Annotated in this window: 8 protein-coding genes; 7 read left to right on the top strand and 1 reads right to left on the bottom strand. The window is 67.3% G+C overall.

Annotated elements, in window-relative coordinates:
- Positions 1 to 132 precede the first annotated feature (132 nt).
- Positions 133 to 1092: an HpcH/HpaI aldolase/citrate lyase family protein gene (locus BM417_RS32325; protein WP_093602401.1), complete on the top strand. Its 960-nt coding sequence runs from the start codon at positions 133 to 135 to the stop codon at positions 1090 to 1092.
- Between the two features lie 146 nt (positions 1093 to 1238).
- Positions 1239 to 1415: a hypothetical protein gene (locus tag BM417_RS48090; RefSeq protein WP_157513054.1), complete on the top strand. Its 177-nt coding sequence runs from the start codon at positions 1239 to 1241 to the stop codon at positions 1413 to 1415.
- Between the two features lie 2 nt (positions 1416 to 1417).
- Here BM417_RS48090 and BM417_RS32315 read toward each other — a convergent pair whose 3' ends face one another.
- Positions 1418 to 1798 (bottom strand): DUF4190 domain-containing protein, encoded by a 381-nt coding sequence (locus BM417_RS32315; RefSeq protein ID WP_093602397.1) that lies wholly within the window; start codon positions 1796 to 1798, stop codon positions 1418 to 1420.
- A gap of 203 nt (positions 1799 to 2001) precedes the next feature.
- On the opposite strand from BM417_RS32315, the gene BM417_RS32310 reads away from it, so the two are divergent.
- The 5 genes from BM417_RS32310 to BM417_RS32290 all read left to right on the top strand — a co-directional run bounded on the left by BM417_RS32310 (position 2002) and on the right by BM417_RS32290 (position 17835).
- Positions 2002 to 3198, top strand: a complete 1197-nt coding sequence (locus BM417_RS32310) for an acyl-CoA dehydrogenase family protein (protein ID WP_093602395.1) — start codon at positions 2002 to 2004, stop codon at positions 3196 to 3198.
- A gap of 120 nt (positions 3199 to 3318) precedes the next feature.
- Entirely contained in the window at positions 3319 to 4110 is a 792-nt protein-coding gene (locus tag BM417_RS32305; RefSeq protein WP_093602393.1) for a hypothetical protein, read from the top strand.
- Between the two features lie 38 nt (positions 4111 to 4148).
- Entirely contained in the window at positions 4149 to 4748 is a 600-nt protein-coding gene (locus BM417_RS32300; protein WP_143138885.1) for a hypothetical protein, read from the top strand.
- Positions 4749 to 5031: 283 nt separating this feature from the next.
- Positions 5032 to 11730 carry a LamG domain-containing protein gene (locus BM417_RS32295; protein WP_093602389.1) on the top strand — a complete coding sequence of 2233 codons (6699 nt, stop codon included), beginning with the start codon at positions 5032 to 5034 and terminating at the stop codon, positions 11728 to 11730.
- Between the two features lie 21 nt (positions 11731 to 11751).
- The gene (locus BM417_RS32290; RefSeq protein ID WP_093602387.1) at positions 11752 to 17835 is read left to right on the top strand and encodes an RHS repeat-associated core domain-containing protein; all 6084 of its coding nucleotides are present in this window, start codon (positions 11752 to 11754) and stop codon (positions 17833 to 17835) included.
- Positions 17836 to 17837: the final 2 nt, after the last annotated feature.

The following is a 17837-nucleotide window of genomic DNA, read 5'->3' as shown; positions in this document are numbered from 1 at the left end:
CGAGTTCGCCGGTTGACCGGACGACCAACGCGAACTCGCGTTTGTGAAACGGGACTCAGGGAATATGCGCCCGGAGATGATGCGTGCCACTGTGGCGCTCATAGTTACCGGCCGGTACAAGGAGGTACTCCAGTGGTCGACCAGCAGCGTCCCCGTCGCTCGTGTCTGGCGGTCCCCGGCTCGAGCCAGAAGATGATCGACAAGGCGCGCACGCTGCCGGCGGACCAGGTGTTCCTGGACCTGGAGGACGCCTGCGCGCCGCTGGCCAAGCCCGACGCCCGCAAGACCATCGTCGCGTCGCTCAACGAGGGCGGCTGGGGTGACAAGGCCCGTGTCGTCCGCGTCAACGACTGGACGACGGAGTGGACCTACCGCGACGTCACCGAGGTCGTCGAGGGCGCCGGCGCGAACCTCGACTGCATCATGCTGCCGAAGGTCCAGACGCCCGAGCAGGTCGTGGCGCTCGACTTCCTGATCACCCAGATCGAGAAGACGATGGGCTACGAGGTCGGCAAGATCGGCATCGAGGCGCAGATCGAGAACGCCCTGGGCCTGAACAACGTCAACGCGATCGCCACCGCGTCCCCGCGCGTCGAGACGATCATCTTCGGGCCGGCGGACTTCATGGCGTCGATCAACATGAAGTCGCTGGTCGTCGGCGAGCAGCCGCCCGGCTACGACGTCGGTGACGCCTACCACTACATCCTGATGCGGATCCTGATGGCCGCGCGGGCCCACGACAAGCAGGCCATCGACGGCCCCTACCTGCAGATTCGCGACGTCGAGGGCTACAAGCGCGTCGCCGGTCGGTCCGCGGCGCTGGGCTTCGACGGCAAGTGGGTGCTGCACCCCGGCCAGATCGACGCGGCCAACGAGGTCTTCAGCCCGAAGCAGGACGACTACGACCACGCCGAGAACATCCTCGACGCATACGAGTTCTACACGTCCGAGGCGGGCGGCAGGCGCGGCGCGGTCATGCTCGGCGACGAGATGATCGACGAGGCGTCGCGCAAGATGGCGTTGGTGATCTCCGGCAAGGGCCGTGCCGCGGGCATGGCGCGCGCGAACGTGTGGACGCCGCCGGAGGACTGATTTCGTTACGGATTGTGCTCCACTTCACCCTGATTGTCACTGGACGTGTTCGACCGTCACAGGTTGCGTTCAAAGCGGGTGAAGTGGAGCACAATCAGTCACCGAAGTTTGCGGTCCGCCCCCGGCATGGGGGCATGCTCTGGGGCATGTCACGTTCGAGTAACGGCAAGGCGAGCAGACGGTTGCGGCTATTCAAACGCCGCGAAGACGACCTGCTCGAGCGCAGCTTCCGCAGCTGCCCTGGATGCGCTGCCGACGTCCACGTGTTCGCCGACGTCTGCCGCCACTGCGGTGGCGCCCTGGAGATCGCCCTCGCGGGCTGAGCTCAGTAACTGCCCTGGTTCGCGGCCGCGATGATCGCGATGATGATGAACGCGAAGTAGAGCAGCCATCCACCGATGACGAAGTAGCCGACGATCAGGCCGGCCATGGCCATGCCGTGCCCTTCCTCCTCGCCCCGCTTGATCTTCCCCATCGCGATGTGGCCGAAGATCACGCCGACGATCGCCGTGATGCCACACGTCACGAACCCCACGCAGGACAGAACCAGTGCGAGGATCGCGTTCTGCTGCGGCTTCGGCATGGGCGGCGGGTAGCCGTAGCCGTAGGGCGGCTGCTGGCCGTACGGGCCGGGCTGGCCGTAAGGCGGCTGCTGCTGGCCGTACGGATCCCCTGGCTGCTTCGGGTTGTACGGGTCGTAGGTCATCGAGGGTCCCCCTAGAAGTGTTGAGGCGGGATCTTATGGTCCTGCCTCTCAGTTCGTCGCGTGTGGGTGCGCGATTACACCTGTCGGGGATGCTGTTTCGGTACAGCGGGCGCTCGCGTTGTTGCGGAGAGCACACCCCGGTCGCAAACGGGCGTTAACCGGTCCATACTCGCCGGTAACCAAAGCCTTGGAAGGGAAGTGCGATGGCGCGCCTCGCCCAGACCGCGGGTCTCACGGACATCCAGGAAGAAATCCTCGCGACCGTTCGCACGTTCGTGGACAAGGAGATCATCCCGCACGCCCAGACGCTGGAGCACGGCGACACGTACCCCGCCGACATCGTCGAGGGCATGAAGGAGATGGGTCTCTTCGGCCTGACGATCCCCGAGGAGTACGGCGGCCTGGGCGAGTCCCTGCTGACGTACGCGCTGGTGGTCGAGCAGATCGCGCGCGGCTGGATGAGCGTCTCCGGCGTCATCAACACCCACTTCATCGTGGCGCACATGCTCAAGCAGCACGGGACGCCCGAGCAGAAGCAGAAGTACCTGCCGCGCATGGCCACGGGCGAGGTGCGCGGCTCGTTCTCCATGTCCGAGCCCGAACTCGGCTCCGACGTCGCGGCGATTCGCACCCGTGCCGTTCGCGGCGATTCCGGCTACACGATCAACGGCCAGAAGATGTGGCTGACGAACGGTGGCACGTCCAACCTCACCGCCGTGCTGGTGAAGACCGACGAGGGCGCTGAGAAGCCGCACCAGAACCTCACGACGTTCCTGGTCGAGAAGCCCGAGGGCTACGGCGAGGTCCTGCCGGGCCTCACGATCCCCGGCAAGATCGACAAGATGGGCTACAAGGGCGTCGACACCACCGAGATGGTGTTCGACGGCTTCGAGATCGCCGCGGACCAGGTGCTCGGCGGCGTCACGGGCCAGGGCTTCCGGCACATGATGGACGGCGTCGAGGTGGGTCGCGTGAACGTGGCCGCCCGCGCGTGCGGCATCTCGATCCGCGCCTTCGAGCTCGCGATCGAGTACTCGCAGCAGCGCCGGACGTTCGGCAAGGCCATCGTCGAGCACCAGGCCATCGCCTTCAAGCTCGCCGAGATGGCGACCAAGGTCGAGGCCGCGCACCTGATGATGGTCAACGCCGCCCGCCTGAAGGACTCGGGCCAGCGCAACGACGTCGAGGCCGGCATGGCGAAGCTCATCGCCTCCGAGTACTGCGCCGAGGTCACACAGGAGTCGTTCCGCATCCACGGCGGCTACGGCTACTCCAAGGAGTACGAGATCGAGCGCCTGATGCGCGAGGCCCCGTTCCTGCTGATCGGCGAGGGCACGTCCGAGATCCAGAAGACGATCATCTCGCGCGGCCTGCTCCGCGACTACCAGTCACGCGGGTAGACGAACCTGCTGATTCCTCCGTTAGGGGCCAATCTTTCACGGGACTGGCCCCTAACGGTTTTCGCCTGCGGGCCATAAGGTTCGCTCACTTTGAGCACAGATCTGACACTCCCGAGACCTGTGTCGCCGCCACACGTGGTCCGTCTGGAGCTGGACACGTTCTCCGGCGTCGACCGTCCCGCGCTGGCCAAGTGGTTCGGCGACCTCTTCACCGGCCTGCTCGCGCCCCTCTGCCCGGCCTCGGTCGAGGAGCTCGTGTCGGTGGCCCGTGACTACCGCCCCTCCGACACAACGCCCTGGGGGCCGCCGGGATATGCCCGCCTGCTGCTCTCTTCGGGTGACTTCACTCTTCCGTCGTGGTCGGCCGCCCTCGACGACCTGCCTTCGTTCCTGCGCGTGCAACTCGTCCAGCTCGACTCCCAGGGCCTGCCCCTGGTCGACGACGGCTGGTGCGCGGAGATCCTGCTGAAGGACGACCCCGCGTTCCCGCACCAGATCACGGTCACGGCCGCGCGCTCGTTGTTCGGCGGCTGGATCTCCCATGTAGTGCAACAGGAATGGCTGTCGGTGTTCCGCACGGGCGCCTCGCTCGTGCAGGCCTGCGGCGGCTGGATCACGCTGGACCGCGTCGGCGTGCGCACCGCGCACGAGGTGGCCGCCGGAGTGGGCCTGGACGAATCCCTTTTCATGGCAGCGGAGTTGTCCCGCGGTCCGCACTGGGCGACGTTGCTGGGGCCACGTCAAGTCGCCGCTTTGGGTGGTGTGCAAGAAGTCTGTGCCACGGCGCCGGTCGCCTCCGTCGAGCACTTGGGCGGCGGTCGCATCCTTCTGCGGCTGACGGAACACCTCGACGAGGTGCCACCGGACGTCCTGCGCAAGCTGACCGAGTTCCTCACCCCGGTCCTGCACTGACCCGGCGGGATGCGCCGTCGTTTGGGACCCTGTCCTCCGTGAGGCCTTCACCGAAAACCGACGTGCTCATGGCCGTGGACACCGCCCTGCGCTCCACGGGCTTCGTCCGCCGCGGCCACGTCTGGCTCCAGGAACGCGGTGACGGCGTCGCCGGCTGGCTCGGCTTCGGCCTGGCGGGTTCGCTGGAGGTCACCCCGCTGGTCGGCGTCTGCTTCCGCCGCTACGACGAGGTGTGCCGCGCACTCGGCGTCGGAATCCCGGCCACGCCTTTCGTTTCCGCGCCTATCGGTTCGCTGATGGGCGAGAAACCCGTGTGGCGCTGGACCTTCGAGCCCGGCGGCGACCACACGGCGACCGCTTCCTCTTTGGTGAGCGCGTTTCTGAAGCACGGCAAGCCCTACATCGACAAGCACGCCAAGTGGGACGCGCTGGCGCGCGCGCTCGTCGCGAAGCCGGAGACGTTGCTCGACTTCGAACGGGCGCGGAAGCTGGCGATCATCCACGTGCTCAACGGGAACGCCGCCGCCGCGGGTGAGGTGCTGAAGAAGGAACGGGAACGGGTCGCGGACAGCAGGGACGTCTACGCGAGGTCGTACCGCGCGTTCGCACACCGGTTCGAGCTGGTGTTCGCGAACTAGAGTCGAACGCCTGTTCGAATCGGCCTGTTCCTTCTGGTGTCAAATGACCAGCCGGTATCCGAAATGTCCGAACTCACAGTTTGCTCACACGTGACGGTCATCACCCAATCGGACTATAGGTATCGGACTGTCCATTTGTGAGTATTCGGCCGTTGATGTTTAGTCCGCGTGTTGTCGGGGGACATGCGCGTGACCACGGGGGACCCACTTGTTCGACCGCCGAGGGGCGGCGACGCAGTCATGCCTGCGCGCGCCCAGAAATCTGGTCGGGGCACTTCTCGCCGTGACGATCGCGGCCACCGCTGTCGTCGTCACCGCCAGCGCGCCGAAGGCTCCACCTGTCGCCGTTCCCGTCACCGAGGCGCCGGACACCGGCAGTGCGCTCGTGGCCGCTCGCGCGCAGGGCACCGAGGTCGAGGCGCTCAACCTGCGCACCTCGACGCGTGAAGTGTTCGCGCAGCCGGACGGGCAGCTCAAGGCACTTCTCTCGGCGACACCGCAGCGGGTGCAGACCGACGGCAAGTGGACGTCGATCAACACGGACCTCGCTCCCGAAAGCGGCGGAGTCGCGCCCAAGGCCACCGGGACCGGCCTCGTCTTCTCCGACGGCGGTGCGAACGAGCCGCTCGTGCGGCTGAGCAAGGACGGCAGGTCGTTCGAGCTGACCTGGCAGGGAGACCTGCCGGCGCCGGCGCTCGACGGCCCGGTCGCGACCTATTCCGAGGTCCTCCCCGGCGTCGACCTGCGGATGATCGCGCGAAACGACGGCTACCAGCAGCTCCTCGTCGTGAAGAACCGCGAGGCGGCGAAGGAGGTCGCGCGCGTCCGGTTCGGCGTCAAGACCGACGGGCTCACGCTGAAGCCCGGTGAGAACGGCGCGTTCACCATGGTCGACGCGGCCGGCGCGACGGTGTTCGAGGTGCCTGCGTCGCTGATGTGGGACTCGAAGAAGCAGGAGAACCCGGAGGCGCCGCGCACCGACCAGCAGGTCGTCGGTGTGGAGCTCACCGCCGACTCCCTCACCCTGGTGCCACACCAGGGCATGCTCACCGATCCCGCGACGGTCTACCCGGTGTACGTCGACCCCGGACCGCACACCGGCACGAACGACGGCTGGACGACGGTCTACGACGACGGCACCCACAACATGCGTGAAGGCACGCACTGGAACGGCTTCAACACCCAGGCCGAGGACCCGAACGCCTGGTGGATCGGGATCAACCCCACCGCCAGGTCCGGCAAGGCCTACGGGTGGAACCTGAAGACCAGGACGTACTTCCAGTACAACACCAGCTTCCTCTCGGGCAAGGAAATCTCCTCGGCGAGGCTCGACGTCGCGGTCGTGCACTCACCCACGTGCAACGTGACGCACAACCACCGCCTGTACCAGTCCCAGTGGGACGTCGGCTCCGGCACGAACTGGAACAACCAGCCGGCCGACTGGGGCTCGATCAGCGAGATCGGGATCCCGGCCGTGTACAACGGCTGCTCCGGGCACAAGTACCTCTCCTTCACGGCCGGCAACTTCCCGGACCAGATCGACAAGGGCGGCAACTCGACGTTCTCGATCCGCGCCGCGGACGAGGGCAACCAGGACTTCTGGCGGAAGTTCAACCCCGGCGAGACGAAGCTGGTCATCTACTACAACGGCACCCCGAACACGCCGACCGAGCCGTCGACCGACCTGAACCTCCAGGCGTGCGCCAACTGCGACGGCATGCCGTGGGTCGGCGACTCGACGATCCAGCTGCGCGCGCGACTGTCCGATCCGGACGGTGACCAGGTCAACGGCGTCTGGGACGTGTACGACGACGTCGTTCCCGGCGATCCGGCGAAGCAGAACAAGCGCGTGTTGTCGTCCGGTCCGCACGGCTCGGGTTCGCTGGCGGCGAAGGACGTCTCGCTCGCGAAGGTCGACGACGACCGCCTGGTCACGTGGTTCGTGGCGGCGTCCGACGGCGCGAAGCAGGGCGGCTACGTGATCGGGCCGAAGCAGTTCCGGGTCGACCGCACGGCGCCGGTGAACATGCCGGACGTCACGAGCCTCGCCTACCCCGCGGACAACCGGTGGCACGGCGGCACGACCGTGGCGGGCAAGTTCACCTTCACCGCCAAGGACGCCGACGTCGACAGGTTCGAGTACACCTGGGACGACGGCCAGTGGACCGAGTCCGTGAACGCGGACCGGCTGGGCGGCACGGCCACCGTCACGCTGACGCCGCCCGGTGACGGGCCGCGCGACCTGTTCGTGCGCGTCAGGGACAAGGCGGGCAACCCCGGTCCGAAGCAGATCCACCACATCTACGTCCGCGCGGGCAGCGGCGCGATCGCCCAGTACACAATGGACGGCAACGTCAACGACAGCGCGTACCTCGGCGACCGGCACGGCACCACGCACGGCACCACGAGCTACAGCGCGGGAGCCTCGGGTTCGGCTCTGACGCTCGACGGCATGGGCGGCCACGCCACGGCGCCGAACTCGGTGCGCACCGACTCGAGCTTCAGCGTGTCGGCGTGGGTGCGGCTCGACGGCGGTCTCGACCAGTGGTGGCGCGGCGCGGTGAGCCAGGACGGCAACTCGGTGTGCGGCTTCTGCCTCCAGTACCAGGCCGACGTTCGGCGCTGGGTCTTCGTCATGCCGCAGCAGGACTCCGCGAACCCGGCCAACTGGGCGTTCGTGAAGTCGTTGGAGGAGCCCACTCTCGGCGCGTGGACGCACCTCACCGGTACGTTCGACGCGGAGACCAAGCAGGTTCGGCTGTACGTCAACGGAGTCCCGCAGGGCACCGGTCTCGCCACCTCTCCGTGGAACGCGGCGGGCGACCTGCGCATCGGCCAGGGCAAAGCGGCGAACGCCTTCGGCAACAACTGGCTCGGCGCGATCGACGACGTGCGCACGTACGACCGCGCGCTCACCGACATCGAGGTGCGCGGTGAGGTCCGTCGCGACAACGTCCAGGCCGGCCACTGGCGCTTCGAAGAGGACCGCGCCACAGTCGCGCGCAACTCCGCGACCAACGGCGAGTCCGCGGCGCTGTCGGGCGGTGTCTCGTTCTTCGAGCAGCGGTCTTTGCCGAAGGACTACGCGTTGCGCTTCGACGGCTCCGGCCAGGTCCGCACCACGGGCCCGGTCGTGCGCACGGACAAGAGCTTCAGCGTCTCGGCCCACGTCACGCTCACGGACACGAACGTCCCGATGACGGTGCTGTCGCAGGACGGCCCGGACTCCAGCGGGTTCGTGTTGCAGCAGAAGGACGGCCGCTGGCAGTTCGGCATGACCGAGGGCAACGGCAACACCGCCTGGAACGTGCTCGCACAGACCGCCCCCGGCACCGCCGTCAAGGACACGCCGACGCACCTGGCCGCGGTCTTCGACTCCGGCACCAAGAAGGCGACGCTCTACGTGAACGGCCTGCAGCCGGCGGTGAGCGCCGCCGCGACCAAGCCGTTCTGGGACTCGGCCGGTGCGTTCGTCATGGGCAACGACCAGCAGGGCGCCGCTCTGCAGGGCGACCTCGACGACGTCCGGGTGTACAGCAGGACCCTTGCGGCGGACGAGATCGCCGACATCGTCGAGCTCGACGCCGGTCCCCTTCGCCAGTGGCGAATGGACGACGTCGGCGTCGACACGTCCGGCTACAACGGAACCGCGTCCCTCGGCGACCCGGTCAGCTGGGTCGGCGGGCAGAGCGAGAACTCCGACCCGAAGGACCTCGCCGTTCGCCTGACCGGTGTCCCCGGCGCGTCGCTCTACGCCTCGCACGTCCTCGACACCTCGCGCAACTTCTCCGTCAGCGCCTGGGCCCGGCTCGACAAGGTCGTCGCCGGCCAGTATCCGACGGTGCTGTCGCAGGACGGCAACACGACGAGCGCGTTCCAGCTTCAGGCGACTCCGGACGGCCACTGGGCGTTCGCGATGTTCGAGTCAGACCAGGCAGGCGGTGGTGCGCGCCACGACCGGGCGATCGGTGCGGTGGCCCAACTGGGCGCGTGGACCCATCTGGTGGGCACCTACGACGCCGCGCGCGACGTGATGACGTTGTACATCAACGGTGTTGAGGCAGCGACCGCCGCGCACCCCAACGCGTGGAACCACGCGACGGGCCAGTTCCGGATCGGTCGCGGCCTGTGGAACAGCGCGCAGGCGAACTACTTCCCCGGTGCGATCGACGACGTCGAGGTCCACAACCGCGTGCTGTTCGCGGACGAGATCCGCGACAAGGCGGGCCGTGACCTCAGCCTCGTGCACAAGTGGCAGTTCGACGAGGGGGTCGGCACGAACGCCGCCGATTCCGTTGGTGGCAAGGCGGGCACGCTGACCAACGCCACCTACGCGCCTGGCCGTCTCGGCAACGCGGCGTCGTTCAACGGCACCAACGCGGAGGTCTCGACCGGAGCCGTCGTCCGCACCGACCAGAACTTCACGGTGTCGGCGTGGGTCAAGCTCCCCGAAGACGCCTGCACCGCGACCTGCAAGCGGGTCGCGGTGAGTCAGGACGGCGAGCACAACAGCAAGTTCCGGCTCGGCTTCCTCAAGGACCGCGACCACCTGGGCAACTGGGTGTTCGAGATGACCGAGGACGACACCGACGCCACCAGGGTCACCGTGGCCGCCGTGTCGGCGGAGATCGATGACTTCAGCGGCTGGGTGCACCTCGTCGGCGTGTACGACCGCGCGGCGAAGCAGGTGCTGCTCTACGTCGAAGGCAACCGGGTCGGCGAAGGTGTGGTCAACTCCACGTGGCAGGCGAACGGTGGTCTGCAGATCGGCCGCGCCAAGCTGCGCAGCGCACCGGCCGAGCGGTGGCTCGGCTCGATCGACGACGTCCGCTTCTACACCGGTGCCCTGGACAACGAGGGTGTGTTCGGCCTCTACGGGTCCTACCCGTCGCAGGACCAGCCGGTCGCCACGCTGCCGGTCGCGGACGCCGGTCACTGGAAGTTCCGCGAGGCCACCGGTCTCACCGGCGCCGACAGCAGTGGCCGCGGCAACACCGTCACCCTCAGCCCTGGCAGCGGCTGGATCTCCGGTCCGGCGAACGGCGGCGTGTGGCTGAACGGGACGAGCCAGGCGGGTGAGACCGCCGGTCCGATCATCGACACCTCGCGCAGCTACAGCGTGTCGGCTTGGGCGTACGCGGAGAACGGCATCACCGGAAACAAGTCGATCGTGGCGCAGGACGGCACGCACGACAGCGCGTTCGCCCTGTCCTACAACGGTGATTCCGGCAGGTGGGCGGTCGTCGCGCCGAACCAGGACGTGAACGGCGGCTCGGCGACCGTGCTCGTCTCGTCCGAGCCGGCGCAGCTCACCCGCTGGACCCACCTCACGGTGGTCTACGAGGCTCCGCCGCACGAGGGTTCGCCGGACAACGCTTCGTCGAAGCAGCTCCGGCTTTACGTCAACGGTGTGCTGTCGGCCGTGCAGGTCGGCGTGGTCGGGTGGAACGCCACCGGTCCGTTCACGATCGGCCGCAGCAAGTGGGACGGCGTGAAGGGCAGCTGGTGGTACCGGGGCGTCGAGGACGTCCGTGCCTACAGCCGCGCGCTCACCTCCGGTGAGGTCGGCAAGGTCTACGGTGACCACTCGCCGTCCGAGTTCGGGTTGTACGACTTCAACGGCGGCAACGCGAACGACAGCTCGTGGCGGGCGAACAACCTGACGCCGTCGAGCGGGACGTCCTACGTGCCAGGCGTTTTCGGTTCGGCGCTCAAGTTCGACGGGACGGCCTCGGCCCCGGCGACGGCGCTCGGTGCCAACACCCGTGACAGCTTCTCCGTGCAGGCCTGGGCCCGCCTCGACGACGACAAGCGGACCTACACGGTGTTCAGTCAGGACGGCAACCGCGTGAGCGGTTACGCCCTGCAGTACCGAGCGGAGTCGAAGAGGTGGTCGTTCGGCTCGCACGTGCAGGACTCCGACGCGGCGCCGATGATGAAGGCGCTCTCGGCCGAGCAGGCCGTTCCGGGCCGGTGGACGCACCTGGCCGGTGTCTACGACCACGCGGCGGGACAGCTGCGGCTGTACGTCGACGGGAAACTCGCCGGCACCGAGAAGTTCCAGATGTGGAACGCCGAGGGGAGGTTCGCGCTCGGCCGTGCCAAGGCACAGGGCGCCGACGCCGACCGCTTCGCCGGCCTGATCGACGAGGTCCGCGTGCAGCAGGGCGTCGCCACTGAGGCGCGGATCCTCGCCAACGCCTCGCGGCCACTGCCGGCGGCGGGCCAACTGGGTCGTTTCGTCAACGAGAAGGGCGAGCACTACACCGGTCCCACGGACGTGCCCGCGCTGCCCGGCTACCGCTTCGAAACGCCGCGCGGCATGACGGTGGCACCGACGGACCCGAACACCGTCCGTCTCTACTCCTGCAAGCAGGGAGAGGACCACTTCACCGCGATCCAGGCGGACTGCGAGGGAGCGACGCTGCTGAGCGAGATCGGGGCCGTCTACTCGGTCAAGCCGACCAACATCCCGACGATCGGTCTCTACCGGTGCTTCACCGGCGTCCAGAGGTTCGACTCGACCGCGGAGAACTGCGAGGGGTCGATCTTCCAGAAGCAGCTCGGCTGGGTCCGCGCATACACGATCCTGAGCCGCCACTTCAACGGCCAGTGGCCGACCGACCACTGGAGCTCGCCGCACAACACCTCGCCGGGTTACTACCGCGAAGGACCGCTCGGCACGGTGCTGCTGATCGACATCCCGGGCCAGACGGCCTCGCTGAACATCTGCCAGGACGGCTCGGACGTGTACACGTCACTCGACGCGAACTGCGATGGCAAGACCCGGATCTCCGGTGGCGGCCGCGTCTACAGCTCACCGCCGGATGGCCTGCCGTCCAAGCCTTTGGACCGCTGCAAGCAGACGGGCGTCCCCAACCTCAACCGCTTCGACTCGGTGACGGGCTGCGGCACCCACGAGCTCCAGCAACGCCTGGGCTATGTCCTCGTGTCCGCACCGACCGTCGCTCCGACTTTCTGACCCTGGGGGAGAAGCACCATCATGAAACTCAAGCGCGCCCTCATCAGAGGGCTGGCGGTCTGCCTCGCGCTCACGGCGGTCACAGCGACCGTCCAGCAGCAGGCGATCGCCGCCCCAGGCCCGTCGGTGAACGCACCGGACGTGAGTTCCGTCGCGACCAGCAACGGCTCCCTGTCCTCCCGCGGCCCGGACGAGGCGACGTCCCGTGCGTTGCAGGGCAACCAGCCCGCCGCGAGCAACACCCCGGGCGGCGGCTCCTTCGGCGCCACACCGTTCTCCGCCTCGGCTTCCTGGGAGGTGTCGAAGCAGAGCGGCGACTTCAGCTGGTCGTACCCCTTGAGGGTGCCACCGGCGCCGGGCGGCTTCGTCCCCTCGCTGGGCCTGTCGTACCGATCGTCCGCAGTGGACGGTCTGACGTCGGCCACGAACAACCAGCCGTCGTGGATCGGCGACGGCTGGGACCTCTCGGCCGGGTTCGTCGAACGCGCCTATGGTCCCTGTGCCACGGACACCGAAGGTGGCACGACGCCTCCCAAGACCGGCGACCTGTGCTGGCGCAGCGACAACGCCACGGCGTCGTTCGGCAGCAAGGGCGGCATGCTGATCAAGGACGATCAGACCGGCGCCTGGCGGATGAAGCAGGACGACAGGTCGCGCATCGAACGCGTGACCACTGCCGGCAACGGTGACCGCTTCAACGAGTCGTGGAAGATCACCACGGTCGACGGCACGCAGTACTTCTTCGGCTCAAGGGTCGACTCGAAGTCGACGTGGACCGTGCCGGTGTTCGGCGACGATGCCGGAGAGCCCTGTCACGAAAGTACTTTCGAGGCTTCCTCGTGTGACCGGGCCTGGCGCTGGATGCTGGACAAGGCCGTCGACCCGCGCGGCAACGTGATCCTCTACAACTACGAGACCGAGACCAACAAGTACGGCAAGAACCTCAAGGACGCCGCTGTCTCGTACGTCCGCGCAGGCACGATGAAGTCCATCGAGTACGGCCTGCGCGACGACGTCGCCGCGCCGGCGACCGGCCGCGTCGAGTTCGGTCTGGCCGACCGCTGCGTGAAGGACAGCGAGTGCACCTTCGCGAAGAAGGAGAACTGGCCGGACGCCGCGGTGACGGACAACTGCGACGCCGCCACGTGCAAGGACAAGTACAGCCCGTCGTTCTGGTCGACCAAGCGCCTGTCGACGATCACCAGCCAGGTGCGCAACGGCACCGGCTACCAGAACGTCGACCGCTGGACGTTGCAGCACGAGTTCCCCAAGACCGATGACGTCTACCAGGCCGCCCTGTGGCTGAAGAGCATCCAGCACACCGGCCTCGTCGGCGGCGAGGCCCCGCTGCCGGAGGTGTCGTTCGAGGGCGCCAAGATCCCGAACCGCGTCGACACCCCGACCGGCATCGGCCCGCTGAACCGCTACCGCGTCACCGGTGTGGTCTCCGAGGCCGGCGGCGTCACCCAGGTCAAGTACGCCGCGCCGGACTGCGTGCCCGGTCAGTCGATGCCCGCCAACCCGGAGACGAACGGCCTGCGCTGCTACCCCGTGAAGTGGGCGCCGCCGCTGGGTGCGGAACGCGAGGACTACTTCCACAAGTACGTCGTCGAGTCGGTCACGACCTCCGACAGGGTGGCCGCGAGCGCCGAACAGATCGTCCGCTACGAGTACTTGGACGGCGCCGCCTGGCGCCGCAACCAGTCGGAGTTCACCAAGGACGACAAGCGGACCTGGAACGAGTTCCGCGGCTACGGGCGCGTCCGGGTGCGGACCGGCCACGACGGCGATGCGGCCGGTCCGGTCACCATGACCGAGGACCGCTTCTACCGCGGCATGCACGGCGACAAGCTGCCGAACAACGGCACGCGCACGGCCAAGGTGACCGACTCCGAAGGCGTCGAACGCGAGGACTCCGACTGGCTGTCCGGCATCGGCTTCGAGTCGCAGGTCCACGACGGCACGAGCGAGACCGTCATCTCCAAGTCGATCGCGAACCCGGTCTGGGCAGGCCCGACCGCTTCCCGTGGCGACTACAAGTCGTACTGGGTGGCACGCGAGTCGACGACCAACTACGTCGCGCTGCGGTCCGGCGGGTGGCGCAAGACCAAGAACTCGGTCAAGTACGACGACCACGGTCAGTTGACCGAGGCCAACGATCTCGGTGACCTCGGCACCGACGCCGACGACCAGTGCGCCAGGACCTCGTACGTGCAGGACGAGCCGCGGTGGAGGTGGACCTCCGTCGCGGAGTCCGAGACCGTCGCGGTGCGCTGCGACGTTCCGGCGACGTTCCCCGGCCAGGCGCTGAACGCGGTCAAGAACACCTATGACGGCGTGGGCAACCTGACCAAGGCCGAGCTGCTCGGCCAGCGGCCCGCCACCGGTCCTGTGTGGACGACGGCGACCACCGCCACCTACGACGTCTACGGCCGGACGCTCACCGCGAGCGACGCGCTCGGCAACGTCACGAAGACCGATTACGTCCCCGCGACCGGTGGTCCTGTCACCGGCCTGGTGACGACCAACGCGCTCGGGCACACCGTCACGTCGACGATCGCGCCGGCGTGGGGCACGCAGGTCAAGATGGTCGATCCCAACGAGAACGTGACGGAGGCGGCGCTCGACGCGCTCGGCAGGACGACGCACGTCTGGCTCGCGAACCGGCCCCGCGGGGACTACCCCGACGAGCCGACGCAGTCGATCGAGTACGGCGTCAACAGGGACGCTCCGAGCTCGGTCACGACCAAGCAACTCGCCGCGAACGGCAACTACCTCACCAGCGCCGTCGTCTACGACGGCCAGTACCGGCTGCGGCAGACCCAGACGCCCACCGACGGCGGACGGCTGATCGTCGACACCAGATACGACTCGCAGGGGCGCACATCCCGCGTCACGCAGCCGTTCTTCAACAACCAGGCGGTCGACAAGAACCTGCTCACCTTCTCGGAGACCGATGTTCCCGGTCTGAACCGCACCGAGTTCGACGGTGCCGGCCGTGACCAGAACACGATCTTCCAGGCCGGTGGCCAGGAGAAGTGGCGCACCATCAAGGCCTACGGCGGCGACCGGGTCGACGTCACGCCCCCGAAGGGCGGCACGCCGACCACCAAGGTCCTCGACGCGCAGGGCCGCACCACCGAGCTGTGGCAGTACAAGGGCCTGACCGCCAGCGGTGACCACGACACCACCCGGTACGCCTACTCGGCGGCCGGAAAGCTCACGTCCTCGACCGACCCCGCGGGCAACACGTGGCGCTGGGAGTACGACCTGCGTGGCCGCGAGGTGCGGACGGAGGACGTCGACCGCGGCGTCACCACGATGACGTACGACGAGCTCAACCGGATCAAGACGTCCACCGACGCGTTGCAGAACACCCTGACCTACGACTACGACCCCCTGGGCCGCGCGACGACGGTGAAGTCCGGCGCGACCCTGCTCAAGGAGTACAAGTACGACACCGCGGGCTACGGCGTCGGGTTGCCGGCGTCGTCGACCAGGTACGTCGACGGCAACGCCTACACCAACCGCGTGAACGCCTACTCGTCGCTGAACAAGCCGTTGTCGGTGCAGACGGAGATCCCCGACGTGGAGGGCCCGCTCAAGGGCACCTACAAGTCGAGCTTCGTGTACCGGCCGGACGGCAGCCTCTTCAGCGAGATGCTCAACTCGCTCACCAACGCGGACATGCCGACGGAGACGGTGTCGCACAGCTACGACGACTTCGGCCGTCAGGTGAAGACGTTCGGCGGTCTGTCCGGCCAGGGCACCGACACGCTCGTCAACAACACCAGCTACACGCGGCTCGGTGAGCTCTACCGCCTCGAACTCGGCTCGGGCACCAAGCGAGCCTGGCTCTCGTACTACTACGACGACAACACGCGCCGTCTGAACCGCTACATCGTCGACGCCGAGGTGGCACAACCGAAGCAGGCCGACGTCAGCTACGGCCAAGACGACGCGGGCAACGTGCAGTCCATCACGGACACCACGGTGCTCGGTGTCGACAAGCAGTGCTTCGGCTACGACCACCTCCGCCGTCTGACCCAGGCGTGGACGGTCAGCGGCAACTGCGGTGACCCGGCCAACGCCGCCCTGTCCGGTGCGACCCAGTACGCGCACTCCTACGAGTACGACCAGACCGGCAACCGCACCAAGGAGATCCAGCGTGCGGCGACCGGTGGTGACACCACCCGCACCTACGAGTACGCGGGCGCCCACAACCTGAAGTCCGTGACCACCCAGGGCCCCGGCGGCAGCCGCCTGGACCAGTTCACGTACGACGCCGTGGGCAACACCAAGTCCCGCAACCTCGCAGGCGCGGTCCAGAACCTCGACTGGGACGTCGAGAACAAGGTCGCCAAGCTCACCGAAGGCGCCAAGGAAACGAAGTACGTCTACACCACCGAAGGCACCCGCCTGCTGCGCCGCGACCCCGACGGCACAACGCTGTACGTGGGCATGCAGGAGCTCCGCCTCGCCAAGGGGGCAACGAAGGCCGTCGCCACGCGCTACTACTCGCAGGGCGGCCAGACCGTGGCGATGCGCGAGGGCAAGACCAAGATCACCTGGCTGGCCTCCGACCACCAGGGCACGTCCCAGATCGCGGTCGACAGGGCCACCATGGCGGTGACCAAGCGCCGCCAGCTCCCGTTCGGCGGCCCGCGCGGCTCCGCCGCCTTCCCCGGTGAGCGCGGGTTCGTCGGCGGCACCAACGACCCGTCAACCGGGCTCGTGAACATCGGTGCTCGTCAGTACGACTCTGCTGTGGGCCGGTTCCTGTCGGTCGATCCGATCATGGACCCAGCGGACCCGCAGCAGTGGAACGCTTACGTCTACTCGAACAACAGCCCGATCACCTTCTCGGACCCTTCGGGTCTGTGGTGCGACAGCTGCAACGAGGGCGCTGGCTGGCCGACGGAGCACGGCGACTACGAAGTCACCAAGAACCCCAACGGCGACGTCGTCATCGACCAGTCGAACCTGCCCAAGAACACCAAGTACTCCCGCGACTACTGGAGCAGGTACGTCGATGCGGAAGGCCGCCCCAACAAGGGAGCCGAGAAGTACTTCAACCCGGTGCAGGTCGCGAAACTGGGCGGATACCGGGGCTGCTTCGACGAGAACTGCGCGTTCGGGCGCGGCGTTCTGGTCACCGCTGCCTGCGACTACCTGACCAAGGGGCGGATTGCGATCCTTTGCGCTGCGGCGGGTGGTGCTGCCGCAGCGGCGACCTCGGCCTCGCTCAAGGGGGACGATCCGTGGGCTGCTGCCCTTGATGGTGCCATCGAGAGCGGCTGGTCGGCGGCGATGGATCCGGGGATTCCCAGCAAGATCATCCCCAAGAGCGCGGCCAAGGCGGTGAAATGTGAGAACAGCTTCACCGGTGACACCTTGGTTCTGATGGCTGACGGCACGACTAAGCGGATCGATGAGGTCGAGGTCGGTGACGAAGTCGCTGCCAGCGAGCCGGAGAGCTCGAAAACCGGTGAATACACCGTACTCGCGGTGTTCGTCACCGATGCGGACAAGAAGTACACCGATCTCACGGTGGCTACGCCGCTCGGACCGAAGGTCATTCACGCCACTGCGAACCACCCGTTCTACGACGCGACTTCAGGCGAGTGGGAGGACGCCTCTGAACTGAGCCCTGGTGATCTGCTGCAGACTCCGGGAAATGGTCGTACGGCCCTTGAGAAGAGCCGTACGTACGAGGCGACCATGCGCACCTACAATCTGACTGTTGAAGGTGTGCACACCTACCACGTGCTCGCCGGTGGTACCCCCGTGCTCGTGCACAACTGTCCGAGCGACGGACCTGGCGCCGGAAGTTCCAATGCCGGCAACGGTGGAACGAGTAGCAGGGACATTCATGGGAATCTTCGTTCCTCGCAAAGACAGGTCGACGTCGATCATGTTTGGAACAACGGAGAGTTGTACATCCAGAATGATGGCCAGCTGGTCAAGGTGCTCGAAAACGGTGACGGAACCTACTCGGCCGTCGTCAGGGATCCGAGTAACATGAGCGGTGCGCCAACCACGGTGCTGGACAGGTTGACCCAGTCAAGTCTCGACAAGCGAATCGACGAGGGAAGATGGCAGTAGAT

Origin of the sequence: Lentzea waywayandensis (genome assembly GCF_900115955.1) — a bacterium.
Taxonomy (GTDB): domain Bacteria; phylum Actinomycetota; class Actinomycetes; order Mycobacteriales; family Pseudonocardiaceae; genus Lentzea; species Lentzea waywayandensis.
This window is presented reverse-complemented; position numbering and strand designations above follow the sequence as displayed.